The 25,015-nt window shown below is 64.5% G+C and carries 23 protein-coding genes; 13 read left to right on the forward strand and 10 right to left on the reverse strand.

The features are described from left to right. Positions 1 to 24: 24 nt before the first annotated feature. From glgB to MU449_RS07610, 3 genes are all read right to left on the reverse strand, one after another. The gene (gene glgB / locus MU449_RS07600) at positions 25 to 2,202 is read right to left on the reverse strand and encodes a 1,4-alpha-glucan branching protein GlgB (RefSeq protein ID WP_244737424.1); all 2,178 of its coding nucleotides are present in this window, start codon (positions 2,200 to 2,202) and stop codon (positions 25 to 27) included. Further along, positions 2,199 to 4,589: a glycogen/starch/alpha-glucan phosphorylase gene (locus MU449_RS07605; RefSeq protein WP_244737425.1), complete on the reverse strand. Its 2,391-nt coding sequence runs from the start codon at positions 4,587 to 4,589 to the stop codon at positions 2,199 to 2,201. Before MU449_RS07605 ends, glgB begins: the two co-directional genes overlap by 4 nt. A gap of 62 nt (positions 4,590 to 4,651) precedes the next feature. Then, positions 4,652 to 5,716, reverse strand: a complete 1,065-nt coding sequence (locus MU449_RS07610) for a dipeptidase (RefSeq protein ID WP_244738999.1) — start codon at positions 5,714 to 5,716, stop codon at positions 4,652 to 4,654. A gap of 111 nt (positions 5,717 to 5,827) precedes the next feature. On the opposite strand from MU449_RS07610, the gene MU449_RS07615 reads away from it, so the two are divergent. The 8 genes from MU449_RS07615 to MU449_RS07650 all read left to right on the forward strand — a co-directional run bounded on the left by MU449_RS07615 (position 5,828) and on the right by MU449_RS07650 (position 13,451). Continuing rightward, positions 5,828 to 6,025 (forward strand): heavy-metal-associated domain-containing protein, encoded by a 198-nt coding sequence (locus MU449_RS07615; RefSeq protein WP_244737426.1) that lies wholly within the window; start codon positions 5,828 to 5,830, stop codon positions 6,023 to 6,025. 68 nt (positions 6,026 to 6,093) lie between these two features. Next, positions 6,094 to 6,744, forward strand: a complete 651-nt coding sequence (locus tag MU449_RS07620) for an HAD family hydrolase (RefSeq protein ID WP_244737427.1) — start codon at positions 6,094 to 6,096, stop codon at positions 6,742 to 6,744. Next, complete coding sequence (locus MU449_RS07625; RefSeq protein ID WP_244737428.1) at positions 6,741 to 7,673, forward strand: sugar-binding transcriptional regulator; 933 nt, start codon at positions 6,741 to 6,743, stop codon at positions 7,671 to 7,673. The genes MU449_RS07620 and MU449_RS07625 overlap by 4 nt, the downstream gene beginning before the upstream one ends. A 149-nt stretch (positions 7,674 to 7,822) precedes the next feature. Then, positions 7,823 to 9,139, forward strand: a complete 1,317-nt coding sequence (locus MU449_RS07630; RefSeq protein ID WP_244737429.1) for an ABC transporter substrate-binding protein — start codon at positions 7,823 to 7,825, stop codon at positions 9,137 to 9,139. A 65-nt stretch (positions 9,140 to 9,204) separates the two neighbouring features. Beyond that, entirely contained in the window at positions 9,205 to 10,077 is an 873-nt protein-coding gene (locus MU449_RS07635) for a carbohydrate ABC transporter permease (RefSeq protein WP_244737430.1), read from the forward strand. 3 nt (positions 10,078 to 10,080) lie between these two features. After that, the gene (locus MU449_RS07640) at positions 10,081 to 10,911 is read left to right on the forward strand and encodes a carbohydrate ABC transporter permease (RefSeq protein ID WP_244737431.1); all 831 of its coding nucleotides are present in this window, start codon (positions 10,081 to 10,083) and stop codon (positions 10,909 to 10,911) included. 11 nt (positions 10,912 to 10,922) lie between these two features. Continuing rightward, entirely contained in the window at positions 10,923 to 11,915 is a 993-nt protein-coding gene (locus MU449_RS07645; RefSeq protein WP_244737432.1) for an ABC transporter ATP-binding protein, read from the forward strand. A gap of 63 nt (positions 11,916 to 11,978) precedes the next feature. Then, the gene (locus tag MU449_RS07650; RefSeq protein WP_244737433.1) at positions 11,979 to 13,451 is read left to right on the forward strand and encodes a mannitol dehydrogenase family protein; all 1,473 of its coding nucleotides are present in this window, start codon (positions 11,979 to 11,981) and stop codon (positions 13,449 to 13,451) included. On the opposite strand, the gene MU449_RS07655 is transcribed toward MU449_RS07650, so the two are convergent. The 4 genes from MU449_RS07655 to MU449_RS07670 all read right to left on the reverse strand — a co-directional run bounded on the left by MU449_RS07655 (position 13,430) and on the right by MU449_RS07670 (position 17,532). Next, complete coding sequence (locus tag MU449_RS07655; protein ID WP_244737434.1) at positions 13,430 to 14,242, reverse strand: NAD-dependent epimerase/dehydratase family protein; 813 nt, start codon at positions 14,240 to 14,242, stop codon at positions 13,430 to 13,432. The genes MU449_RS07650 and MU449_RS07655 overlap by 22 nt on opposite strands. Beyond that, positions 14,239 to 15,051, reverse strand: coding sequence for a glycosyltransferase (locus tag MU449_RS07660; protein WP_244737435.1), 813 nt, complete (start codon positions 15,049 to 15,051; stop codon positions 14,239 to 14,241). Before MU449_RS07660 ends, MU449_RS07655 begins: the two co-directional genes overlap by 4 nt. Next, positions 15,052 to 16,269: an NAD-dependent epimerase/dehydratase family protein gene (locus MU449_RS07665; protein ID WP_244737436.1), complete on the reverse strand. Its 1,218-nt coding sequence runs from the start codon at positions 16,267 to 16,269 to the stop codon at positions 15,052 to 15,054. A 96-nt stretch (positions 16,270 to 16,365) separates the two neighbouring features. Next, a complete protein-coding gene (locus tag MU449_RS07670; RefSeq protein ID WP_244737437.1) occupies positions 16,366 to 17,532 on the reverse strand; it encodes a M20 aminoacylase family protein in 1,167 nt (388 codons plus the stop codon). Between the two features lie 61 nt (positions 17,533 to 17,593). Here MU449_RS07670 and mazG point away from each other — a divergent pair, with 61 nt between their 5' ends. Then, positions 17,594 to 18,379, forward strand: a complete 786-nt coding sequence (mazG, locus tag MU449_RS07675; protein ID WP_244737438.1) for a nucleoside triphosphate pyrophosphohydrolase — start codon at positions 17,594 to 17,596, stop codon at positions 18,377 to 18,379. Positions 18,380 to 18,505: 126 nt separating this feature from the next. Beyond that, entirely contained in the window at positions 18,506 to 19,444 is a 939-nt protein-coding gene (locus MU449_RS07680; protein ID WP_244737439.1) for a nucleoside hydrolase, read from the forward strand. Between the two features lie 12 nt (positions 19,445 to 19,456). Here the strand turns inward: MU449_RS07680 and MU449_RS07685 are convergent, their stop codons facing one another. After that, positions 19,457 to 20,476 (reverse strand): sensor histidine kinase, encoded by a 1,020-nt coding sequence (locus MU449_RS07685; protein ID WP_425310592.1) that lies wholly within the window; start codon positions 20,474 to 20,476, stop codon positions 19,457 to 19,459. Between the two features lie 230 nt (positions 20,477 to 20,706). Between MU449_RS07685 and MU449_RS07690 the strand changes: the two genes are divergently transcribed. After that, a complete protein-coding gene (locus MU449_RS07690) occupies positions 20,707 to 21,069 on the forward strand; it encodes a hypothetical protein (RefSeq protein WP_244737440.1) in 363 nt (120 codons plus the stop codon). A 3-nt stretch (positions 21,070 to 21,072) separates the two neighbouring features. Here the strand turns inward: MU449_RS07690 and MU449_RS07695 are convergent, their stop codons facing one another. Next, positions 21,073 to 21,597, reverse strand: coding sequence for a gamma carbonic anhydrase family protein (locus MU449_RS07695; RefSeq protein ID WP_244737441.1), 525 nt, complete (start codon positions 21,595 to 21,597; stop codon positions 21,073 to 21,075). After that, a complete protein-coding gene (gmk, locus tag MU449_RS07700; RefSeq protein ID WP_244737442.1) occupies positions 21,594 to 22,226 on the reverse strand; it encodes a guanylate kinase in 633 nt (210 codons plus the stop codon). The genes MU449_RS07695 and gmk overlap by 4 nt, the downstream gene beginning before the upstream one ends. A gap of 214 nt (positions 22,227 to 22,440) precedes the next feature. Between gmk and MU449_RS07705 the strand changes: the two genes are divergently transcribed. Both MU449_RS07705 and MU449_RS07710 read left to right on the forward strand, forming a co-directional pair. Then, positions 22,441 to 23,049 (forward strand): PAS domain-containing protein, encoded by a 609-nt coding sequence (locus tag MU449_RS07705; RefSeq protein WP_244737443.1) that lies wholly within the window; start codon positions 22,441 to 22,443, stop codon positions 23,047 to 23,049. Positions 23,050 to 23,263: 214 nt separating this feature from the next. Continuing rightward, on the forward strand, positions 23,264 to 25,015 hold the full coding sequence (locus MU449_RS07710) for an acetolactate synthase 3 large subunit (protein WP_244737444.1): 1,752 nt from the start codon (positions 23,264 to 23,266) through the stop codon (positions 25,013 to 25,015).

Genomic DNA, 25,015 nt, shown 5'->3' on the forward strand with positions numbered 1-25,015 from the left:
CGCCCGACCCTCCACTCATCCCCATCATGTCATCTGTTCGTGCCGGAACATCACCGCCGACAAGGGCGGCACGCGCACGGTGGCGGAATGGGTCTGTCCATGCCACCCTTCGTCCTTCGCGTCGATGCCGCCGAAATTCCCCCGGTCCTGCCCGCCATAGATCGCGGCGTCGGTGTTCAGCACCTCGGCCCATCGGCCGGCGCACGGCAACCCGATACGATAGCTGCGATCCACCGGCGTGAAGTTCACGACGACCACGACCGGCGGATCGCCCGCATCCCCCAACCGCACCCACGCAAAGACCGATGCATCGGCGTCCCCCGCCTCCAGCCAGCGAAAACCGTCTGGGCGCGTGTCGTGGCGGTAAAGCGCGGGCGTGTCGCGATACAGACGGTTCAGATCGCGCACCATCACCTGCACGCCGCGATGCGGCGGCAGATCCGCCTGATGCCAATCCAGACTGTGATCGTGGTTCCACTCCCGTCCTTGGGCGAATTCGCAGCCCATGAACAGCAGCTTCTTGCCCGGATGCCCCCACATGAACGCGTAATAGGCGCGCAGGTTGGCAAAGGCATCATCCCCCGCCGCGGGCATCTTGGCGATCATGCTGCCCTTGCCGTGCACCACCTCGTCATGGCTGATGGGCAGGATGAAGTTTTCCGACCAGGCGTAATGCAGGCCGAAGGTCATCTGGTGATGGTGATATTTGCGGTGGATCGGATCTTTCTGGATGTAGGACAGCGTGTCGTTCATCCAGCCCATATTCCACTTGAACCCGAAGCCCAGGCCCCCCTGATCCACCGCGCGCGAGACACCGGGATAGGAGGTCGATTCCTCGGCCACCGTCATGATGCCGGTGTCATGGCCATAGGCCGCGCTGTTCATGTCGCGCAGCATGGCGATGGCCTCGTAATTCTCGCGCCCGCCGTGATGGTTGGGAACCCACTCCCCCTCTCGGCGGGAATAGTCGCGATAGAGCATGGAGGCGACCGCATCCACGCGCAGCCCGTCCAGATGATATTCCTTCAGCCAATAAAGCGCGTTGGAGGTGAGGTAGTTCATCACCTCGCGCCGGCCGTAATTGAAGATCAGCGTGTTCCAGTCCTGATGGAACCCCTCGCGCGGGTCGGCATGTTCATACAGCGCCGTGCCGTCGAACCGGGCCAGACCGTGCGGGTCCGACGGAAAGTGCCCCGGAACCCAATCCAGCAACACCCCGATCCCGCGCCGATGGGCCGCGTCGATCAGGGCGCGAAACTCTTGCGCCGTGCCGTGGCGGATCGTGGGCGCGAACAGCCCCACCGGCTGATAGCCCCAGCTTCCATCAAACGGATGCTCGGAAATCGGCATCAATTCGATATGGGTGAAGCCCATCCATTCGACATAGTCGATCAACTGATCGGCCAGTTCGACATAGGACAACATGCGCCCGCCCTCGGCCCGCCGCCAACTGCCCAGATGCACCTCATAGATCGAGATGGGGGCGTTGACCGAATTGCGGTCCCCGCGTCCCGCCATCCAATCCCCGTCCTGCCAGTGCGGGTGTGTCAGATCGCGAACGACGGACGCGGTCTGCGGCGCATGTTCCGATCCGAACCCCACCGGATCGGCCTTTTGCGGCAACGTCTCACCCCAAGGGGTGCGGATGTCGTATTTGTAAACGGCCCCCGCCGCGACGCCGGGCAGGAAAATCTCCCATACCCCGGTCGCGCCGCGCGCGCGCATCGGATGGGCGCGGGGATCCCAGTGGTTGAAATCCCCCACCACGGAGACCCGCTGGGCATTTGGGGCCCAGACGGCGAATTGCGTTCCGGCCACCCCCTCATGCACCATGGGATGCGCGCCCAGCGCGTCCCACAGCGCCCGATGCGTCCCTTCACCGAGCAGATATTCGTCGATCTCGCCCAGCACCGGCCCGAAGCGATAAGGGTCGTGGCAGGTCCACGCCCCCCCGTCATTCGCAGCCTGCAACGCATAATCCGCCCGGGGCGCGTGGCCGGTGAACAGACCGGGAAAGCCTTCGACCGGCGCGGCCCGCCCGCCGGGGTCCAGCGTCACCTCGGCCGCGCCCGGCAGCCAGACCGTCACGTCATACCCCGCCCCCGATGGCCGTGGCCCCAGAACCGAAAACGGGTTGCCATGCCGCCCTTCGATCAGGGCCCAGGCGTCCTCATGGTTCGGTCCGGCGGGGGCAGATGTCATGCAGTTCCTCGGGTGGTGGGCGCGATGTCCCAGATATCGGTCATATACCCCCGGATCGTGCGGTCAGAGCTGAAGAAGCCCGAACGGGCGGTGTTCAGCGCCGCCATCCTCAGCCAGCGGTCAGGATCGGCAAAGGCGCGATCCGCCTCTCCCTGTGCCTCAAGGTAGGACGCGAAATCGGACGCGACCAGAAAATAATCATGATACCAGACGCGATTGACCAGCCCATGATACCGGTCGGGCTGATCGGGGGAAAACCGCCCCTCGACCACCATCTGCAACACGTCCTGCAATGGCTGGCTTGCCTCGATCGCCTCCTTGGCGTGATCGGGATTTTCACGGCGCGCCGCCACCTCCTCGGTCGTCAGGCCGAACAGGAAGAAGTTCTCGCGCCCCACCTCTTGCAGGATTTCCACATTGGCCCCGTCCAGCGTGCCGATGGTGGGCGCGCCGTTCATCATGAACTTCATGTTGCCGGTGCCCGACGCCTCCTTTCCGGCGGTGGAGATCTGTTCGGACAGATCCGCCGCCGGGATCAGGCGTTCGGCCATCGACACGTTGTAATCGGGCGGAAACACCACCTTCAGCAGGTCGCGCGTCACCGGATCGGCGTTGATCACCACGGCCACATCGTTGATGAAGCGGATGACCTCTTTCGCCACGGTATAGCCCGGCGCCGACTTGCCGCCGAAGATCGTCACGCGCGGCACCCAGCCGGCATTCGGATTGTCCCGGATCGCCTTCCAGCGGGCCACCGTTTCAAGGATATTCAGAAGCTGACGCTTGTATTCGTGGATGCGCTTGATCTGCACGTCGAACATCGCGTCGGGGTCGATCTTCACCCCCATCTCCGCACCCAGCCAGTTCGACAGATGCACCTTGTTCGTCCGCTTGGCCGCGCCGAAGGCATGGCGGAAGCTGCGATGCTCCACATGCGGCTCCAACTCGCGCAGGCGGTCCAGATCGGCCTCCCATCCCGCGCCGATCGTGTCGGTGATCAGCCCCGAAAGCGCCGGATTGCACATCCGCAGCCAGCGGCGCGGGGTGACGCCGTTCGTCTGATTGACGATCCGTCCGGGATGCAGCGCCTCCAGTTCGGGAAAAAGGTTCTTCTTCACCAGATCGGTGTGCAGCGCCGACACGCCGTTCACCTTGTGCGAGGTGACGAAGGCCAGTTCCCCCATCCGCACTTCGTGATGCTTCACGACGCCCACGTAATGCGGGCGGGTCGGGTGGGTCTGCAGATGCCACTGGTTGATCTGCTCCACGATCTGCATGTGGCGCGGCAGAACGCTGCCGAACAGATAGGTGGCCCAGCGCTCCAGCGCCTCGGGCAGCAGGGTGTGGTTGGTATAGCCGAGGCACTTCTGCGCGATGGCGATGGCGTCGGCGAACTCCATCCCGTGATCATCCATCAGAAGACGCATCAATTCCGGCCCCGCGATCGCGGGATGCGTGTCGTTCATCTGGATCGCGACATGATCGGGCAGATCGTTCAGGGTGTGCCCTTCGGCCAGATGACGGGCCAGGATGTCCTGAATGGCGGCGGAGGTCAGGAAGAACTCCTGCTTCAGGCGCAATTCCTTTCCCTGATAGGAGGTGTCGTCGGGATAGAGCACGCGGGAAAGGCTGCGGGCCTGCATCTCGGCCTCGGCCCCGCCGACATGGTCGCCGCGATTGAAGCGTGTCAGATCGAACGGCGTCGTCGGCTCGGCCCGCCACAGGCGCAGGGTGTTGGCCCAGGTGCCGCCCCATCCGATGACCGGGACATCCCGCGCCTCGGCCCGAACGGTTTCGGAGGGGCGCCAGACGGGGCGGTCGTTCTCGGTCACCACCTCCCCCTTGAAGGGAATGATGTAATGCGCCGCCGGATGGACCAGTCCCCACGGGTTGGGGCGCGACAGCCAGTCATCGGGCGCCTCGGTCTGCTGACCGTCCTTGAACCCCTGCTTGAACAGGCCGTATTCATACATGATGCCATACCCGAAGGCCGGGCATTCCAGCGTCGCCATCGATTCCATGAAACAGGCCGCCAGTCGCCCCAGGCCCCCGTTGCCCAACGCGGCGTCCGGCTCCGCCTCCACCAGATCGGCGTAATCCTGACCCAGCGCCGCCATGGCGCGGCGCGCGTCGTCCTGAAGGCCAAGGTTGATGGCGGCATCATCCAGAAGCCGCCCGATCAGAAATTCCATCGACAGGTAATAGACCCGCTTGCCGCCCGCCGCGCGCACCTTGGCGTCGGCTTCGAACCACGGGACAAGGATGCGGTCGCGCAGGGCCAGCGACAGCGCCACGCGCCAATCCTGTCGGGACGCCCCTTCGGGCGTCTGGGCCAGCGTGAACGTCAGATGCCGAAGGATGTCATCGGTCAGGGATGCGTGCGACAATGGGGTGTATCCGTTCCTGGGTGTCGCCCGATGATGTGACGGCGCGGGAAACCGCGTCAAGCTCAGCCGCCCCAGGTTCGCCGTAAAACCGCGACCCAGTTGCGCCAGCACAGCTTTTCGATCAAAGCGTCATCATATCCATGACGGCGCAGCGCGTCCTGCAACGCCGGAAGGCCCGTCACGTCCCCGATCCCTTCGGGCACGACGGCCCCGTCGAAGTCCGATCCGAAGCCCACCCGATCCTCGCCCAGCCGCCCGATCAGGTGGTCCAGATGGCGCAGCACCGGCTCCCACCCCACTTCCGGGGCGCGGCGCCCATCCTCGCGCAGAAAGACCGTGGCGAAGTTCAGACCCACCATCCCGTCGCTGTCGCGGATGACGTCCAGTTGCCGATCCGTCAGGTTGCGGGCCGACGGGGTGACGGCGTGGGCGTTGGAATGCGTGGCCACCAGCGGCGCATCGGTGATGCGGGCCACATCGTCGAACCCCTTTTCGTTCATATGGGACAGATCGACCATGATCTTCAGCGCGTTGCATTCCCGGATCAATCGCCGTCCGCTGTCGGTCAGCCCCGGCCCGGTATCGGGCGAGGACGGGAACCGGAACGGAACCCCGTGGCCGAACGCGGTCGGTCGGCTCCAGACCGGACCGAGAGAGCGCAGGCCAAGCGCGTGAAACACATGGAGCATGTCGAGATCGGGCGCGATCGCCTCCGCCCCTTCCATATGCATGATGCCCGACACGACGCCGTCGCGCATCGCCGTCTCGATGCCCGCGGCGTCGCGCACCAGCCGGAACGCCCCGTCCGAGGACCGCTCCATCCAGGCCAGATGCCCCGCCATCGCCATGGCCACGTTCAGCGCGGCGCTGGCCGGGACCGGCGGCGGAAGCGGAAGGTCATAGGAGGGCTGGTCCATCCGGTCATCGACCGACCCGCGTTCCTTCTGCGGCGAGGGGACATAGATCGCGAACATCCCCCCTGCAAAACCGCCGCGCTTCATCCGTGGCAAATCCAGATGGCCGCGCCCCTCCCCCTTCAGCCAGATCAGGTCCCGCCGGTCGGGCGCGTAATACAGGCGCAGCAGAAAGTCGTTATGGCCGTCAAAGACCGGAATCATGTTTGCCAGGGTCATGTCGCATCCAAAGCGTTTGCGAAACCGTGGCACGCCCCGTCGGGATTGACCAGAGAGCGTGACGCATTAACCTCCTTCCCGTATTTCCCCCCTGCGAGGCATGGCATGATCCTTCTCAGCATTCCCACGATGGCCACCTCCCACGACCGGACCGATGTCGAGGTCGCGGTGGCGGCACTGCCGGGGGCGGAGCTTGCCTCGGTCGATCTGGACCTGCGGCAGGCGGAGGTCGGGGGAACGGCAACCCCGGCGGACATCCTTGCGGCCCTTGATGCGGCAGGGCATCCGGCGGACCTGCGCTGACGCGGGGCGGCTTGCCTTCGGCCCCCACCCTACGCGATAAGCGGGGGGATTTGGGTGGAGGACTGGTCTTGGACGACGTCGATCTGGTGATCTTCGATTGCGATGGCGTTCTGATCGACAGCGAGGTGATCAGCGCGCGCACATTGATCCTGACGCTGGCGCAACACGGCGTGGCCATCGACGCATCCTATGTCGCGGCGCATTTTCTGGGCCGGGCCTTTCCCGCCGTCCCGGCGGCGGTGCTGCGGGATTTCGGCGTCACCCTGCCCGACACGTTTGAGCGCATATTCCGTGCGGAACTCACGACCGCCTTCCAACGCGACCTGCGTGCGATTCCCCATGCCGAAACCGTCCTGCGCGGCCTGACCCTTCCCTGGTGCGTCGCGACTTCCTCCAACCGGGCGCGCGCGACGACCTCGCTCGCCGTGGTGGGGTTCACCGATCTTGTGGGGGACCGGCTGTTCACCGGCGACATGGTGGCCCGTGGCAAGCCCGCGCCGGACCTGTTCCTGCTGGCCGCCCGCCAGATGGGCGCATCGCCCGGGCGGTGCCTGGTGATCGAGGACAGTCCGACCGGCATCGCTGCCGCCCGCGCCGCCGGGATGCGTGTGTGGCATTTCCACGGCGGCAGCCATCTGGCGGGCCTCGACATCGGGGCATTGGACGCCGATCGCAAACTGTCCTGCATGGGCCGGTTCCACGACGGGGCGGCCGCATGAACGAGGATCCCATCCTGGATGCCGCCGCCCGTGCGGGCTGGCTTTACTACGCCGCGGGCCGGACGCAGGACCAGATCGCCGCCGACATGGGCATCTCGCGCCAAAGGGCGCAGCGGTTGGTCAGCCGGGCGATGGCGGAAGGGCTGATCCGTGTGCGTCTGGAACACCCGATCGCCGCCTGCATGGAGTTGGAGGCGCGGCTGCGCGCCCGCTTCGATCTGCGCGAGGTTCGGGTGGCCCCCAGCACCGGGCGCGACCCCACCCTTTCCGTCGCCCCCGCGGCCGCCGCGCTGTTCGAAACCATCCTGACGCGCGAGGAGCCGCAGATCATCGGCCTCGGCACCGGGCGGGCGCTGACGGCGATGGCCGCCGAGGTGCAAGCCCTGCCCTGTGCCCGTCACACGCTGGTATCCCTGATCGGCAATATCGGCGAGGACGGCGCGGCCAGCCGATTCGAGGTTCTGCTGCGCATGGCGACCAAGCTGGGCGCCCCGCATTACCCGATGTCCGCGCCCGTCCTGACCGAAACGCCGGAGGAGCGAGACCTTTTCCTTTCCCTCCCCCCTGTCCGCCGTGTGCGCGATCTGGCCACGCGTGCGACGGTGCTGTTCATCGGCGTCGGGCAGATGGGCGAGGATGCGCCTCTGAAACAGGACGGTTTTCTGATGCCCGATGAATTGGCCCGGCTGCAGGCCGAGGGGGCGATGGGCGAGGTGACGGGCCACGTTTTCGATGCCGAGGGGGCCTACCTTCCGACGCCGCTGGCGGACCGGATGACCGCCGTCCGGGTCGAACCGGGCAAGGATCATCTGGCGATCGGCGTGGCGGCGGGTCCGGCCAAGATCGGTGCCCTGCGCGCGGCGCTGAACGGGCGGATCCTGAATGGGCTGGTCACGGACGAAGATACGGCGATCACCCTGCTGGGCTGATACGCCATCGCCCCGGGCGTGATACGAATTTTTTAAATTCCTTGCACCCGTGGCATGTTTGCGCCCTACAATCCCCTTGACGGCGTGGCGTCACTTATGAACATTTGGTTCCACTTTGGGCAGATGCTCAAGACCAAGGGGAGGATATCATGAAGAATACAGCGCGCGGGCTTCTCGGAGCCTGCTGTCTTGCGGCGCTTTCGGTGCCGGCAGCCGCCGAAACGATCACCGTCGCCACCGTGAACAACGGCGACATGATCCGGATGCAGCGGCTCATGTCCGATTTCAACGAAAAACATCCCGACATTCAGGTCGAATGGGTCACGCTGGAAGAAAACGTCCTTCGTCAGCGCGTGACGACCGACATCGCCACCCGTGGCGGCCAGTATGACGTGTTGACCATCGGCAACTATGAAGTTCCGATCTGGGCCGCGCAGGACTGGCTTCTGCCGCTGGAGAATATGGGCGACGATTACGACGCCGCCGACTTCCTGCCGCCGGTGGCCGCGGCCCTGACGGTTGATGACAAACTGTATGCGGCCCCCTTCTATGCCGAAGGCGCGATGCTGATGTATCGCACCGATCTGCTGGAAAAGGCCGGTCTGACCATGCCGGAAAATCCCGATTGGGATTTCATCACCGAAGCGGCGGAAAAGATGACCGACCCGTCGGCGGGCATCTATGGCATCTGTCTGCGCGGCAAGGCCGGCTGGGGTGAGAACATGGCCTTCCTGACGGCCATGGCGAACTCCGAAGGGGCGCGCTGGTTCGACATGGACTGGAAGCCGCAGTTCGACAGCCCGGAGTGGAAGACCACGCTGGAAACCTATCTGAACCTGCTGAAGAACTACGGCCCGCCCGGCGCGTCGTCGAACGGGTTCAACGAAAACCTTGCGCTGTTCCAGACGGGCAAGTGCGGCATGTGGATGGACGCGACCGTCGCGGCCTCCTTCGTGACCAACCCCGAGGAATCGACCGTGGCCGACAGCGTAGGCTATGCCCCGTTCCCGGTGCGCGCGGGCGGCGACAATCACGGCAACTGGCTGTGGTCGTGGAACCTGGCGATCCCCGCCACCTCCACCAAGCAGGACGCGGCCAAGGCGTTCGTCGCATGGGCCACGTCCAAGGAGTATTCGGCTCTGGTCGCGGAAGAGGACGGGATCGCCAACGCCCCTCCCGGCACGCGCACCTCGCTTTATGAGAACCCCGAATACACCGAAGCGGCCCCCTTCGCCGAGCAGACGCTGAACGCCATCGAGACGGCGGACACGCAAAGCCCGTCGGATCAGGAAGTTCCCTATACCGGCGGTCAGTTCGTCTCGATCCCGGAATTCCAGGCCATCGGCACCGCCGTGGGTCAGGTCTTCTCGGCCGCCGTCGCGGGCACCTCGGATGCGGATCAGGCGCTGGCGGCAGCCCAGGCCCTGACCACGCGTGAAATGTCGCGCGCGGGCTATCCCAAGTAAGAAACCGACCTCCGGTGCGGCGATCCCTCGCCGCACCCCTTCGAACCCCAAAAGGACCCGCCCGCATGGCCACGCAAGCCTCACGCGCTGCCGGACGTCTGATGCTCTCTCCCGCCGTCGTCCTGCTTCTGCTCTGGATGATCGTGCCTCTGGGGATGACCATCTATTTCTCGTTCCTGCGCTACAACCTGCTGATCCCGGGGGGCGAGACCTTCGCCGGGTTCGAGAACTACAGCTATTTCTTCACCGATCCGAACTTCTGGCCCGCGCTGACCAACACGCTGCTGCTGGTGGGGGGCGTCCTGCTGATCACCACGGTGGGCGGCATCCTTCTTGCCTTGCTGCTGGATCAGCCGATGTGGGGTCAGGGGATCGTGCGCATTCTGGTGATCGCGCCCTTCTTCGTCATGCCGACCGTGTCGGCGCTGGTGTGGAAGAACATGTTCATGAACCCCGTGAACGGGCTGTTCGGCTGGCTTGCGAACGTGTTCGGCGTGCCGCCCTTTGACTTCCTGAGCCAGGCGCCCCTGTTCTCGATCATCCTGATCGTGGCATGGCAATGGCTGCCCTTCGCCACGCTGATCCTGCTGACCGCGCTGCAATCGCTGGACAGCGAGCAGATCGAGGCGGCGGAGATGGACGGGGCCGGCCCCTTCTCGCGGTTCTTCTACATCATGCTGCCGCATCTGGCGCGCGCCGCCACCGTGGTCATCCTGATCCAGACGATCTTCCTGCTGTCGGTCTTTGCCGAAATTCTGGTGACGACGAATGGCGGTCCGGGCAACGCCTCGACCAACCTGACCTATCTCGTCTATTCCCAGTCGCTCTTGCAATATGACGTGGGTCTGGGATCCGCCGGCGGCATCGTGGCTGTCATCCTTGCCAACATCGTCGCGATCTTCCTGATGCGGATGATCGGCAAGAACCTGGAGACGTGACGCATGGCACGCGCAACAACCCCGCAACGCAAGGCGGTCGTCACCGTCATCGCCTGGCTGATCGCGCTGATCATCTTCTTCCCGATCCTGTGGACGATCCTGACCAGCTTCAAATCCGAAGCCGACGCCATCGCCATCCCGCCGAAGTTCTTCAACTTCGACTGGACGCTGGTGAACTATGAAACGGTTCAAAGCCGCTCGAACTATTTCCGCCACTTCTGGAACTCGGTGGTCATCTCGCTCGGCTCCACGCTTCTGGCGCTGATCATCGCGATCCCGGCGGCGTGGTCGATGGCCTTCGTGCCGGGCCGGTGGACGAAGGACATCCTGATGTGGATGCTTTCGACCAAGATGCTTCCGGCGGTCGGCGTTCTGATCCCCATCTATCTTCTGTTCCGCGATTGGGGCCTTCTGGACACCCGTATGGGCCTGATCATCGTCCTGACGATGATCAACCTTCCGATCGTGATCTGGATGCTGTTCACCTATTTCAAGGAAATCCCCGGTGAGATCCTTGAAGCGTCCCGCATGGATGGCGCGTCGCTGGGCAAGGAGATCATCTATGTCCTGACGCCGATGGCGGTGCCGGGCATCGCCTCCACGCTTCTTCTGAACATCATCCTCGCCTGGAACGAGGCGTTCTGGACGCTGAACCTGACGGCGGCCAATTCCGCGCCGCTGTCGGCCTTCATCGCCAGCTACTCCTCGCCCGAAGGGCTGTTCTACGCGAAACTTTCCGCCGCCTCGACCATGGCCATCGCACCGATCCTGATCCTTGGCTGGTTCAGCCAGAAACAGCTTGTGCGCGGCCTGACCTTCGGCGCAGTGAAATAAGGAATACATTCATGGGCCAGATCGAACTGTCGGGCGTTACGAAAAAATTCGGCGAGACGGAGGTGATCCCTCCCCTCGACCTGAAAATCGAAGACGGCGAATTCGTGGTGTTCGTCGGGCCTTCGGGCTGCGGCAAATCCACCCTTCTGCGTCTGATCGCGGGGCTGGAGGATGTGTCGGGTGGCAAGATCGTCATCGACGGGCGCGATGCCACGGCGGAACGTCCGTCGCAGCGCGGGCTGGCGATGGTGTTCCAAAGCTATGCGCTCTATCCCCATATGTCGGTGAAAAAGAACATCGCCTTCCCACTGAAGATGGCGAAGATGCCGCAGAAGGAGATCGACGCGAAGGTCGACAGCGCGGCGAAGGTTCTGAACCTGACCAACTATCTCGACCGACGTCCGGGTCAGCTTTCGGGCGGTCAACGGCAGCGGGTCGCGATCGGCCGCGCCATCGTGCGCAGCCCCAAGGCGTTCCTGTTCGACGAACCGCTCTCGAACCTCGATGCCGCCCTGCGCGTGAACATGCGGTTGGAAATCTCCGAGCTGCACAACGAACTGAAGACGACCATGATCTACGTCACCCACGACCAGGTGGAAGCGATGACCATGGCCGACAAGATCGTGGTGCTTCAGGCCGGGGTGATCGAACAGGTGGGCACTCCGCTCGATCTCTACAACAACCCCCGCAACCGGTTCGTCGCCGGGTTCATCGGCAGCCCCAAGATGAACTTCCTGAAAGGGCGCGAGGCCGAGGCCGTGGGCGCCGCCGAGGTGGGCATCCGCCCCGAGCATATCGCCGTCGGCCCCACCGGTGACTGGCCGGGCCGCGTCACGGTCAGCGAGCATCTGGGATCGGACACCTATCTTCATGTCGAAACCGATGACGGCCTGATCAACGTCCGCGCGACCGGCGATGTCGACGCGCATCACGGCGACACCGTCTGGCTGACGCCCGACCGCAGCCGCATGCACCGCTTTGCCGCCGACGGTCGCACCCTGTGATCCCCGTTCCGGCACCTGTGGGTGCCGGACTAACGTGCCCATCTGCGGCGATTGGATGACCTCATGAAATTGAACAACGCGACCCTCGCCTCCCTCCCCGTGGGCGTGACCGCTCCGGCCTATGACCGTGCGACGCTGACGCCGGGCATCGTGCATATCGGCTGCGGAAACTTTCACCGCGCGCATATGGCGGTCTATCTCGACGATCTGTTCGCCATGGGCGGCGACCGGGATTGGTCCATTCTGGGCGCCGGCGTCCGTGCCGCGGATGACAAGATGCGCACTTTGCTGGAGGGGCAGGATTATCTGTCGACGGTGACGGAACTCGACCCGACCCGCACGTCCACCCGCGTGATCGGGGCCATGACGGGCTTTGTGCCGGTGGATCCGACGAACGCGCCCCTGATCGCCGCGATGAGCGATCCGGCCATCCGCATCGTGTCCCTGACCGTGACCGAGGGCGGGTATTTCATCGACCCGAAAACGGGCACGTTCAGCCCCGATCATCCGTCGATCCAGCACGACGCCGCCCACCCCGACACGCCGGAAACCGCGTTCGGCGCGATCATCGCGGCGTTGAAGGCGCGGCGCGCGGCCGGCGTTCCGGCCTTTACCGTGATGTGCTGCGACAACGTCCCGCATAACGGCCATGTCACGCGCGATGCGGTCACCGGCCTGTGCCGCCTGTTCGACGCCGATCTGGCGGACTGGATCGCGGCGAACGTCGCGTTCCCGAACGCGATGGTCGATCGGATCACCCCCGCCACCGGCCCGCGCGAATTGCAGATGGTGCGCGACAAGGGCGTGGAGGATGACGCCCCGGTCACCTGCGAGTCTTTCCGTCAATGGGTGGTGGAGGACAATTTCCCCACCGGCCGCCCCGCGCTGGAAAAGGTGGGCGTGACCTTCACCGACGCGGTAGACGCGTATGAGACGATGAAGATTCGCATCCTGAACGGCGGCCACGCGATCATCGCCTATCCCGGCGGCCTGAAGGGCATTCATTTCGTGCATGAGGCGATGGAAGACGCACAAATCCGCGCCTTCCTCGACAAGGTCGAAACGGATGAGATCCTGCACATCGTGCCACCTGTGCCGGACACCGACCTTGTGGCTTACAAAAGCCTGATCCTTGATCGCTGTTCGAACCCCGCCGTGGCCGACACGGTGCGGCGCCTGTGTCTTGACGGGTCCAACCGGCAGCCGAAGTTCATCGTCCCCTCGATCCGGGACCTGCGGGCCAAGGGCAGCGACGCGACGGGGTTGATCCTGCTCTCCGCGCTCTGGTGCCGTTACTGTTTTGGCGAGGATGAGCGGGGCGACGTCATCGAGCCGAACGACCCCAACTGGGCGCATCTGACCTGGGTGTCGGGCAAAGCGCGCGAGAACCCCGCCGAATGGCTGGCCATGCGGGAGGTTTACGGCGATCTGGGCGACGATCCGGTCGTGGCGGCGCGGTTCGACGAACTGCTGCGCGCGGTCTGGGCCGAGGGCAGCGCGGCGGTCATCGCCCGCTATCTGGACGGCACGCTCTGAACCATGGCGGGGAGGCTGGAGATCAGCCTTCCCCACCCGCCCGGGGCCCAGCCAAGAGCCTTCAGCTTTGCGCAATCCATGACGTTGACGCGGCCCGCATCCGCCCGTGCGGGCGGTTCGTGAACGCATCCGGTGATGACCGACACCTCGGCCAGAAGATCGCGCCGGTCCAGCAGCAGGTCGGACACGTTGAACGCCCCCTGCCCACGGATCAGCAGCGCCAGAACGGCGGATGCCAGATCCGCACCATGCACCTCGGTCGCTGCACGTGGAACGACGGGGCGGCCCGCCAGATGGTCGGCGAACAGCCCCTCCCACTTGTGGCCCGCCCCGGGACCGTAGACCCCTGTCGCGCGCAGGCTGACGGTGGCCTCGGCCTCCACCTCGGCCTTCACCTGGCCGTAAAGCGTATCGGGGCGCAGCGGCAGGTCTTCGCTCATGACCGTTCCGGCGGGATAGTCGCCATAGACCGCGCGGCTGGACAAAAAGATCGTCCGACCGCCGAAATGCCGAAACAGGCGCAACGAGCCATCGACATTGGCGCGACGAAAGCCATCGGGATCCGTCCCCTCCCCCCCGCGATACCGGCCCGGCTCATGGTGGAACGCCGCATGGACCAGCACATCCGCCGCAATGTCGGGCGTGTCGCCCAAGGCATAATGACGATGTCGGACGCCTGGAAGATCGGGCGGGGTTCGCGACAGGATGGTCACATCGTGGCCGCCCTTGTGCAGCCCCTGCGCCAGAAAGCGACCGACCAGACCCGTTCCCCCCGTCAGCGCGACCTTCACGGATTGGGCAGGGCCGACAGGTCCGGCACCTCTCCACGGGCATAGGACGTCCATAGATCGATCAGAGGGCGCAGACGATCGGCCTTGTCATGGTCCTGCCACGGCTTCTCATATTGGAAATGCAGAACGCGGATGTCATCCCATTTCCAAAGCTGTGGCTGGGCGAACCAGACATATTGCAGCATGTTGTAGACCACCGGCAGGCCATGCCAGTCGGAAAAATAATGCTCCAGAAATGTCTGGTCGGTGCGTCGCCAGAAGGCATCGGGCACGTCCAGACGCGCCAGCATATCGGCAAAGGTCGTGGCCGACGGGCGGGCGGTGAAGACGCCGGAATTCATCCGGTGGAAATCGCCCCACCCCTCATACACGTTCGGCGCGGCGCAGAACTCGGGATAGTCGAACAGCTTGTCGATGTTGCGCAGCACCAGCGTGTCGGCGTCCAGAAACACGACGCGGTCGTATTCCAGCTGCCACAGCCGCAGCTTGGCAAAGTTATCAAGCGGGGTGTGGAAGGGTGGCTTGCCGCCCTTGGTGAAGGCCGCGCGGGCATGAAGCGCGTCGCGCGCATGGGTCTGGTTGAACGCGTCCGAGGTGGGCAGAAGATCGCACCGCACCAGCCGGACATCCAGCGTCCGCAGCGGCGCCACATCGGCATCGGTGTGCAGGACCACGATATCCGCCGTGGTCCCCGTCGCCTTCAGCGAATGGATCAACGCGGTCGCCCCCAGCACATAATCGGCATTGGTGACCAGCGTGACGAAGGCCCGCGCATCCCGCGCGGGCCGGTCGGGGCGGAGCCCCTCCATTCAGGAAACCGAGCGCAGGCGCGTGCCTTCGGGATCGTGATCCACCCGCTGCGCGATGTCCTTGGTCCAGGCCGACACCGCGGGAACGCGGCTGCGGTCGATGCGGTGGGCGTATTTCTTCGCCACCTCAACCACCTCGGACAACAGCCCTTCGGCCAGCGTGATCGGCTTCAGACCAAGCGCCATGAACTGTTCGTTGTTGACGATCAGGTCGTTTTCCGCGGCCTCTTTCCGCGGGTTGGGCAGGTTGGCGACCGTCGCCCCCGTGACCTTGGCCACCAGATCGGCCAGATCGCGCACACGGTGCGTTTCGGTCATCTGGTTGAAGATCTTCACCCGATCCCCCGCCTGCGGCGCATCGCCCAGCGCCAGTTCGATGCAGCGCACCGAGTCCTGCACATGGATGAAGGCCCGCGTCTGACCGCCCGTGCCATGAACCGTCAGCGGATAGCCGATGGCCGCCTGGATGAGGAAACGGTTCAGCACCGTGCCGTAATCGCCGTCATAGTCGAACCGGTTGATCAGTTGCTCGTGCCGGCGGGTCTGGTCCGTGTGGGTGCCCCAGACGATGCCCTGATGCAGATCGGTGATCCGCAGCCCGTCGTTCTGGGCATAGAACTGGAATAGAATCTGATCCAGGCTTTTGGTCATGTGATAGACCGATCCGGGCTTCGTCGGATAGAGGATCTGCTGACCCTTCTTGCCCGTCGGGGTGTCGATCTCCACGTCCAGATACCCCTCGGGGATCGGCGCCCCGACCGAGGAATAGCCGTAGACGCCCATGGTCCCCAGATGGATGAGGTGCGCGTCGATCCCCGTCTCAACCATCGCGGCCAGCAGGTTGTGCGTCGCGCTGACGTTGTTGTTGACGGTATAGACCTTGTGACGGTCCGTCTTCATCGAATAGGGCGCGGCGCGCTGTTCGGCGAAATGGATGATCGCGTCGGGACGCACCTCCAGCAGCCAGGTTTTCAGCCGGTCGTATTCGGTCGCAAGGTTCAACAGGTGGAACTGGATGCGGTGTCCGGTTTCCTGATGCCAGATGCGGCACCGTTCCTGGATCGAATCCATCGGGGTCAGCGACTGGACGCCCAGTTCGGTGTCGATCCACCGGCGCGACAGGTTGTCGACGATATGCACCTCATGCCCCAGATCGGACAGATGCAGCGAGGTGGGCCAACCCACGAAACCGTCACCACCAAGAACTGCAATACGCACGGGCCGTCTCCTCAGATCATTGTGACAGTGTGCCACATACTGCGCGTCACATAGGTGAAAGCGGGTCCGAAGTCGAATGAAGAAATCACAACGGCGTCATTTCGCCGCCGCGGCCAAAGGCTGCGCCCGTTCGACCAGCCGCGCGAAGAACGCCGCCCCCAGCGGCGCCACATCATCGTTGAAGTCGAACTGCGCCGTGTGCAGCCCCGCCCCCGGCCCCGTGCCAAGAAACAGATACGCCCCCGGTCGCGCCTGAAGCATGTAGGAGAAATCCTCGGCCCCCATTTCGCGCGCGACGTCGGCGTCCACCTCCGTCAACTCGCCCGCCACGCCCGCGGCGAACGCCGCTTCGTCCGGGGTGTTGACGGTGGGGGGATAGCCCAGATCGTAGTCCAGGTCGAACTCCACCCCAAACGATGCGGCTTGGCCTGCGACGATGGCGCGGAACCGGTCCTCGGCCAGCTTGCGCACCTCGGGCGTGAAGGCGCGGATGGTCGCGGTCATCCAGGCGCTTTCGGGGATCACGTTCGATGCGGTGCCGGTGTGGATCTGCGTGACCGACACCACAAGCTGATCCAGCGCCGAGGCGTTGCGGCTGACGATCGTCTGCAGCGCCTGCACCAGGCTGACCATCGCCGCCACCGGATCAATCGTGGTGTGCGGCATCGCCCCGTGACCACCACGCCCGCGCAGGGTGACCGTGGCCGTATCCACCGAAGCCATGATCGGGCCGGGATTGGTCATGATCCGGTTCAACGGCGCGTTCGGCCAGTTATGGATGCCGTATACCTGAGAGATCGCGAAACGGTCCATGATCCCTTCGTCGATCATCGCCTTCGCGCCGCCGTCACCTTCTTCGGCCGGCTGGAAGATCAGCGCGACGCGTCCGGCGAAGTTGCGCGTCTCCGCCAGATAGCGCGCCGCCCCCAGAAGCATCGTGACATGCCCGTCATGACCGCAGGCGTGCATCTTGCCCGGCACGGTGGAGGCGTGGGCAACCCCGGTGGCCTCGGTGATCGGCAGGGCGTCCATGTCGGCACGAAGGCCGATGGTCGGCCCCTCCCCCCGGCCGTTCACGATGGCCACGATCCCGCTTTGGGCGATGCCCTCATGCACTTCGTCAACGCCGAAGTCCTTCAGGCGCGCGGCAACGAAGGCGGCCGTCTGATGGCAGTCATAGGACAGTTCGGGATGCGCATGAAGATGATGGCGCCACGCCTTCATGTCCGGGGCATAGGCGGCAATGCTGTTCGGGATGGGCATGGTGGACTCCTGTGACGCGAACGCTTTATCCCTGTTTCATCGCAAAACGAGGGGTTGTGCAATGCGTGCCGAAACCGAAATCCGCCGTCTCCTGGACATCATGGCCCGCCTGCGCGACCCCGTGGGCGGCTGCCCCTGGGATGTGGAACAGACCTTCGACACCATCGCCCCCTATACGATCGAGGAGGCGTATGAGGTGGCGGACGCCATCGCGCGGCACGATTGGGGCGGTTTGCCGGGCGAATTGGGGGATCTTCTGCTTCAGACGGTGTTCCACGCCCGCATCGCGGAGGAACAGGGGCGTTTCGATTTCGCGGATGTGGCGGCGGCCATCGGCGACAAGATGATTGCCCGCCATCCCCATGTCTTTGCCGACGCCGCCCCCCGCGACGCCGAGGCCCAGCGCGCCGATTGGGACAGGCTGAAGGAACACGAGCGCGCCGCGCGCGATCAGACCGGCATCCTGGACGACGTGGCCTTGGCCCTTCCCGCGCTGACCCGCGCGGTGAAACTGCAGGCCCGCGCGGCACGGGTCGGCTTCGACTGGCCCTCCACCGATCAGGTCCTGGAAAAGATGCGCGAAGAGATGGATGAATTGGACGAGGCGCGCGCCCGCGATAATCACGACGACATGACCGAGGAATTCGGCGATCTGATGTTCGTCATGGCCAATCTCGCCCGCCACCTTCGAATTGATCCCGAAGCCGCTCTGCGCGCCGCGAACGAAAAATTCATCAGACGATTTTCATACATCGAACACACGCTGAAGGCGAACGGGCGCAGGCCGCAGGACAGTGATCTGGCCGAAATGGACGCGCTTTGGAACGAGGCGAAATTGCAGGAATAGTTGGCAGTCGGGAAATTAATGCTAAAACAACCCTCCTTTAAATATACCGCATAGACATTCCGCGGCTTTGGCGATCAAATCGCTTTCTGCAGCGGGGGTATGGCCGGTAAGCCGAACTGAGGACGAATGCCGCGAAAAATCATCATAGATGCCAATCCCAGCCAGACGGATGCGATCGCTTTGATGATGGCCCTTTCCAGCCCGGATGACGTCGCCATCCTTGGCATCACGATTGTCGGCGGGCTGATTCCGCTGCCGGTGGCGTCCCACAACGCCCGCCGAATCGTGGAACTGTCGGGCGTTCGCGATGTCCCGATCTTTGCCGGCGCCGCGGGCCCCCTTCGGCCCATTCCGCAAGGGGTGGAGGTTGCGGTGCCGGACCAGACCCTGGACGGTTTCGACTCCTGCAATCCCAGCGTCCAGCTTGAGGAGGAGGGAGCGGTCGACTTCATCATCTCCACCTTGCGCCATTGCGCCGACCGCACCGTCGCATTGTGCTGCTTCGGGCCGCTGACCAACATCGCCACCGCCATCGCCCAGGCCCCCGACATCGTGCCCCGCATCCGCGAGATCGTGCTGACCGGCGGCAGCCATTTCGAAATGGGCAACATCAGCCCCGTTGCTGAATGCAACATGTTCGTCGATCCCGACGCGGCGCAGGCGGTGCTCAACTCCGGCATTCCTTGTGTGATCATGCCGCTGGACGTTACGCACAAGGTGGTCGTGACCCCGCAGCGGCTGGCCATGTTCCGCGCCATCGGGACCGAGGTGGGCAACGCCGTCGCCGCTTGGGCGAATCTCATGGAGCGTGTCTACAGTGAGACGTTCGGCGCCGACGGGATGCCGCTGCACAGCCCTTGCGTCATTGCCTACATGCTGCGCCCCTATCTGTTCACGGGCCACCACCTGAACGTCGCGGTGGAGGTGGACAGCCTCCTGACGCGCGGCATGACCGTCGTGGACCTGTGGGGGCTGACGAACCGCCCGCCCAACGCCCTGTTCATGTCCAACGTCGATGCCACGGGGCTGTTCGCCCTGCTGACCGAACGCATCGCCCGGCTTTAGGGGGGTGGCCATTCAGGTCTGGGGCAGGATGATGGTGAACGTGCTGCCTTCGCCCTTGCGGCTGGTGATGCGGAACCGTCCGCGATGGCGGTTCACGATGTGCTTGACGATGGCCAGCCCCAGCCCCGTCCCCCCCATCTCGCGCGAGCGGTGGTTGTCGACGCGGTAGAACCGTTCGGTCAGACGCGGGATATGGATCGGGTCGATCCCGTCGCCCTTGTCGCTGACGCTGATCAGGACCGTCGGGCCAAGCCGCTGCGTATCGGTGTCGTCCTTTTTCACATCCACCGTGATCGTCCCCCCCGAGGCCCCGTATTTTATCGCGTTCTCGATCAGGTTCTGGAACACCTGCGTCATCTGGTCCGGGTCTGCCGGCACCATGACCGGATCGCGCGCCCCCGTCACCACGATCTCGGCCCCCGCGCTGATCGCCGTGGGCCGCAGGGCCGTGACGGCCGACGCGACAAGCGACACGATGTCGGACGGGGTGGTCGGACGCACACGCTCCTCGCTCTCCACCCGGCTGAGGGAGAGAAGATCGCTGACCAGTCGGTTCATCCGTTCGGCCTCGCGGGCCATGATGGACAAAAAGCGCGTGCGCGCGGCGGGATCCTCCTTGGCCGCGCCCTGCAACGTCTCGATGAAACCCAGAAGCGAGGTGAGCGGGGTGCGCAATTCATGGCTGACATTGGCCACGAAGTCCCGCCGCATCAGGCCCGCCTTCTCCATTTCGCTGATGTCTTCGAAGGAACACATCACGGCCCCGCCCGGCGCGGGGGCCACGGTCACGCGAAAGACCGTCTCTCCGGCCGCGCCGCTGAGGATATAGCGCGCGCGGGTCACGTGGCGGTGGGTCCGCGTGCCCTCGATCGCGTCCAGCAGACCGGGCTGACGCATGAACAGCACGTAATGCCGCCCTATCGCCCCGTCGCCGAACAGCGCACGCCCCGGCGGGTTCGCCATCAAGATCCGCTCGTCAGCGGAAATCAGGACCGTGGGCAGCGGCAACCCCTCCACCATCTCGGCCAACATGGCGTCCAACTCCACCCGGGTCACAGGTTCATTCCGATCCGTCCGTTCGTCATTAATTTTATTGCCTGTCGGTTAGGGACTTGCCCGCGCCGCCCGACAGGGTCAAACTGCCTTACATCACGGAGTCTGACATATTTTTGACATTGATGGAAAAAACATGTTTGGTCCAAAATTTACCCTTGTAAAGGTGCGGCCGTGCGCGCGATAGCGGACAGCCGTCTGAGTGTTGTATGAGATCGCTGGTCCATGGCACCAGTTCCCATCCAAATATGGGACAGGCCACCTGGCTTTTGATCGATGCCCCCCAGGCGCTGCGGGTCATCAACAAGATGCAGCACCGCCCTTCGGTGGTCATCGCGCGGTTCGCGGACCTGAATGCGCAGCTCTTGTCCCGGGTGATGCCCGATTGGGTCATCTGCAATCTGATCAGCCCGGACTTCGACGCGACCGAACTTTTGCATCGCATCCGGCGCACAGGCTGGCGGGGCACGGTGGGCGTGGTCGTTTCCGCCGACATGCCCCCGTCCGACATTCTGAAGGCCGAACTGCAGGAAACCGCGCCCAAGCTGGAGATCGAGATCCTCGTCTCCTGACGGTCAGAGGGGGCGCAAGCCGTCGCGAAACCGCACCATGTTCGCAACATACGCCTGGGCGCTGCGGCCAAGTCCCGCCCGTTCGGCATCGGTCAGGGGGCGAACGACCCGCGCCGGGCTTCCCATCACCAATGAGCCGTCGGGGATCTCCTTGCCTTCGGTGACCAGGGCGTTCGCGCCGATCAGACATTCCCGCCCGATGCGCGCGCCGTTCATCACGACCGCCCCCATCCCCACCAGCGTGCCGTCCCCGATGGTGCAACCGTGCAGGATCGCACGATGTCCGACGGTGCATCCCGCCCCGACATGCAGCGGAAACCCCAGATCGGTGTGCAGAACACAATTGTCCTGGATGTTCGTGCCGGCGTCGATCCGTATGTCGTCGTTGTCGCCCCGCAGGACGGCCCCGAACCAGATGCCCACCCCGTCCGCCAAGGTCACGCGCCCCACGACCTGCGCGCCGGGGGCGATCCACAGATCGCCCGATGCGGGAAGGGACGGCGCACGGTCACCCAAGGCATGGATCATCGGCGGTCGAACTCCGCGTTCATGTCGCGCACCTGCGCATTCAGGTCGGGCTGGCGGTCGCGCCGCAGCCGTTCGGCCATGACGATGGTGCGCAGATCCTGTTCGGCCCGGTCGACATCGTGGTTCACGAGGACATAATCGTATTCCGCCCAATGGCTGATTTCGTCGCGGCTTTTGGCCATGCGATGGGCGATCACGTCGTCGCTGTCCTGTCCCCGCCCGCGCAGGCGCCGCTCCAGCTCCGCAATCGACGGGGGGAGGATGAAGACCGACACCGTATCGCGTGCCAGGGGCGAATTGCGGATCTGCTGGCCGCCTTGCCAATCCACGTCGAACAGCGTGTCGCGCCCCTCGGCCATCGCGTCCTCCACCGGGCCGCGCGGGCTGCCGTAGAAATTGCCGAAGACCTCGGCATGTTCCAGCATCTGACCGTCGGCCACCATCTGCTGGAATTTTTCCGTGCTGCAAAAGATGTAATCCTTCCCGTCCACCTCACCCGCGCGGGGGGCGCGGGTCGTGGCCGAGACGGAAAAGCGCAAGGTCGGATCCCACGCCATCAGCCGCTTGGACAGCGTGGATTTCCCCGCACCCGAGGGCGAGGACAGGATCAGAAGCAGTCCGCGGCGCATGGGTCGACCCTCCGTTTCTATGCGGGGCATCTGGGCGAAAGATGGCCCAAGGTCAAGCGCCGTGCCGCTTTAACCATTTGTTCATCTTTCTGAACCAATTATTAAAATCCATGCTAAATCCCTTGCGACGCGGGTCGAATGCCCAAGAAGCCAGTCGCAAAGGTGCCGCATGATCCTGAGATTTCCTTTTCATCCCATGCCAGAGGACAAGACGATGGACCGCTTTCCGCTCATTTCCGCGGTTCACGCCTATTGGCAGGCGCAACGCGGTGCGGATGGCGTCGCACCGCGCGACCGGATCGACCCCCGCAGCCTGCCCACCGCCCTGCCGAACATCTTTCTGATCGAACGGATCGAACCGGGTGTCACACGCTTTCGGGTGGCCGGCGGGGTGCTGTCGGACCTGATGGCGATGGACGTGCGCGGGATGCCGTTCCTGTCCCTGATCGTTCCGACCGAGCGCGCGGCCCTTGCGACCCGGTTGGACGACATGATGGACGGGCCCGGCACGCTGGACCTGTCTCTGGCGGCAGATTCGGTGACCGCGCGTGCCCTTTTGTTGCCGCTGCGCACCTTGCACGGCGTCGATCAGGCCCTGGGCTGTCTGGAAGTGCACGGCCGCATCCCCGCCGGTCCCACGCGACTGACCCCCATCCGGGCGATTGGAGAGCGGATCGGCGGGTATGCCGGGCCGGAGGCCTCCCCCCGCCTGCGCCATGTGGCCGAAGATCCGGTTCCTTTCACCCCGGCACCGCGCCCGCATCTGCGGCTCGTGCATTCGGTCGATCATAATCAGAACGAAACACCGACTGGAAAGCAATAAAAATGCGCTGAAATGCGCCATTGCGTCATTTCCGGCATTGACCCTGCCTACCTCCCAACCTAATGTCACCCTCCAGATATGGAGGGGCAGATGGCGATTCTGGTGGTATCGGGAACGGACAGGCGCATGGGCCGGTAACGGCAGACCATAACGGTTCCCATGCGCCCCCGACCTTCGGGGGCTTTTTTGTTGCGCGATGATGGTGGAGACGGCAATGACGCAGATGAGCGGCGCGAAAATGGTGGTTGAGGCCCTGAAGGAACAGGGGGTTGAGGTCATCTTCGGCTATCCCGGCGGGGCGGTCCTGCCGATCTATGACGCGATCTTCCAACAGAACGAGATCCGGCACGTGCTAGTCCGCCACGAACAGGGCGCCGTGCACATGGCCGAAGGCTATGCCCGCTCCACCGGCAAGCCGGGCGTGGTTCTTGTGACCTCCGGCCCTGGGGCGACCAATGCCGTCACGGGCCTGACCGACGCGCTGCTGGATTCGATCCCGCTGGTGGTGCTGTCGGGTCAGGTGCCCACGTTCCTGATCGGCACCGACGGCTTTCAAGAGGCCGACACCGTCGGCATCACCCGCCCCTGCACCAAGCACAACTGGCTGGTCAAGGACACCGGCAAGCTGTCCGCCACCATCCATGAGGCGTTCCACGTCGCCACCAGCGGCCGCCCCGGCCCCGTGCTGATCGACATCCCCAAGGACGTGCAGTTCGCCGAGGCCGATTATACCGCGCGCGACGCGGTCAAGGTGCCGCATTACCAGCCCCGCACCCAGCCCGATATGGATGCCGTGGCCCAGATGGTCGAATGGATGGAAACGGCGGAGCGTCCCGTCTTCTATACCGGCGGCGGCGTGGTGAATTCCGGCCCCGAAGCCAGCCGCACCCTGCGTGAGTTGGCCGAGGCGACGGGCATTCCCGTGACCTCCACGCTGATGGGGCTCGGCGCCTATCCTGCCAGCGGCAAGCTGTGGCTGGGAATGCTGGGGATGCACGGCCTGTATGAGGCGAACATGGCCATGCACGGCTGCGACCTGATGCTGTGCATGGGGGCGCGCTTCGATGACCGGATCACCGGACGGGTCGCGGACTTCTCGCCGAACTCGCGCAAGGTCCATGCCGATATCGAACCGTCGTCGATCAACAAGATCGTCCGCGTCGATCTGGGCATCGTCGGCGATGTGGGTGCGACGATGGCCGCCGCGCTGAAGCTGTGGACCGAACGCGGACGCAAGCTGAACCGTGAGGCGATCGCCAAGTGGACGGCGCAGATCGACGAATGGCGCGCCGTGCGCTGCCTGCGCTACGCCCCCTCCGCCACCACGATCAAACCGCAATACGCGCTGGAGCGTCTGGAAGCTCTGACCAAGGGAATGGACCGCTATATCACGACCGAGGTCGGGCAGCATCAGATGTGGGCCGCGCAATATCTGGGGTTCGAGGAGCCCAACCGCTGGATGACCTCCGGCGGGCTGGGAACCATGGGATACGGCCTGCCCGCCTCGATCGGGGTGCAGGTCGCCTACCCGGAGGCGCTGGTCATCAACGTGGCGGGTGAGGCGTCGTGGCTGATGAACATGCAGGAGATGGGCACCGCGATGCAGTTCCGCGCGCCGGTGAAGCAGTTCATCATGAACAACGAACGTCTGGGCATGGTGCGCCAGTGGCAGGAGTTGCTGCACGGCGAACGCTACAGCCATTCCTGGAGCGAGAGCCTGCCCGATTTCGTCAAACTGGCCGAGGCGTTCGGCTGCAAGGGCATCCGCTGCGACAATCCCGACGATCTGGACGACGCGATCATGGAGATGATCCGCTATGAAGGGCCGGTGATCTTCGACTGTCTGGTGGAGAAGCACGAAAACTGCCTGCCGATGATCCCGTCGGGCAAGCCGCATAACGAAATGATCCTGAGCGAGGCGCAGGTGTCCACAGCCATCGGCAAGTCCGGCGCGGCATTGGTGTAA

Origin of the sequence: Falsirhodobacter halotolerans (assembly GCF_022899245.1) — a bacterium.
Classification (GTDB): Bacteria; Pseudomonadota; Alphaproteobacteria; order Rhodobacterales; family Rhodobacteraceae; genus Falsirhodobacter; species Falsirhodobacter halotolerans.

Bases quoted from the DNA above. Each gene is read 5' to 3' on its own strand.
- glgB (WP_244737424.1), bottom strand. From the start codon at position 2,202: ATGACATCTGCCCCCGCCGGACCGAACCATGAGGACGCCTGGGCCCTG.
- MU449_RS07615 (WP_244737426.1), top strand. From the start codon at position 5,828: ATGATCCTTCTCAGCATTCCCACGATGGCCACCTCCCACGACCGGACC.
- MU449_RS07625 (WP_244737428.1), top strand. From the start codon at position 6,741: ATGAACGAGGATCCCATCCTGGATGCCGCCGCCCGTGCGGGCTGGCTT.
- MU449_RS07630 (WP_244737429.1), top strand. From the start codon at position 7,823: ATGAAGAATACAGCGCGCGGGCTTCTCGGAGCCTGCTGTCTTGCGGCG.
- MU449_RS07635 (WP_244737430.1), top strand. From the start codon at position 9,205: ATGGCCACGCAAGCCTCACGCGCTGCCGGACGTCTGATGCTCTCTCCC.
- MU449_RS07640 (WP_244737431.1), top strand. From the start codon at position 10,081: ATGGCACGCGCAACAACCCCGCAACGCAAGGCGGTCGTCACCGTCATC.
- MU449_RS07645 (WP_244737432.1), top strand. From the start codon at position 10,923: ATGGGCCAGATCGAACTGTCGGGCGTTACGAAAAAATTCGGCGAGACG.
- MU449_RS07650 (WP_244737433.1), top strand. From the start codon at position 11,979: ATGAAATTGAACAACGCGACCCTCGCCTCCCTCCCCGTGGGCGTGACC.
- MU449_RS07660 (WP_244737435.1), bottom strand. From the start codon at position 15,051: ATGGAGGGGCTCCGCCCCGACCGGCCCGCGCGGGATGCGCGGGCCTTC.
- MU449_RS07670 (WP_244737437.1), bottom strand. From the start codon at position 17,532: ATGCCCATCCCGAACAGCATTGCCGCCTATGCCCCGGACATGAAGGCG.
- mazG (WP_244737438.1), top strand. From the start codon at position 17,594: ATGCGTGCCGAAACCGAAATCCGCCGTCTCCTGGACATCATGGCCCGC.
- MU449_RS07680 (WP_244737439.1), top strand. From the start codon at position 18,506: ATGCCGCGAAAAATCATCATAGATGCCAATCCCAGCCAGACGGATGCG.
- MU449_RS07685 (WP_425310592.1), bottom strand. From the start codon at position 20,476: ATGTTGGCCGAGATGGTGGAGGGGTTGCCGCTGCCCACGGTCCTGATT.
- MU449_RS07690 (WP_244737440.1), top strand. From the start codon at position 20,707: ATGAGATCGCTGGTCCATGGCACCAGTTCCCATCCAAATATGGGACAG.
- MU449_RS07695 (WP_244737441.1), bottom strand. From the start codon at position 21,597: ATGATCCATGCCTTGGGTGACCGTGCGCCGTCCCTTCCCGCATCGGGC.
- gmk (WP_244737442.1), bottom strand. From the start codon at position 22,226: ATGCGCCGCGGACTGCTTCTGATCCTGTCCTCGCCCTCGGGTGCGGGG.
- MU449_RS07705 (WP_244737443.1), top strand. From the start codon at position 22,441: ATGGACCGCTTTCCGCTCATTTCCGCGGTTCACGCCTATTGGCAGGCG.
- MU449_RS07710 (WP_244737444.1), top strand. From the start codon at position 23,264: ATGACGCAGATGAGCGGCGCGAAAATGGTGGTTGAGGCCCTGAAGGAA.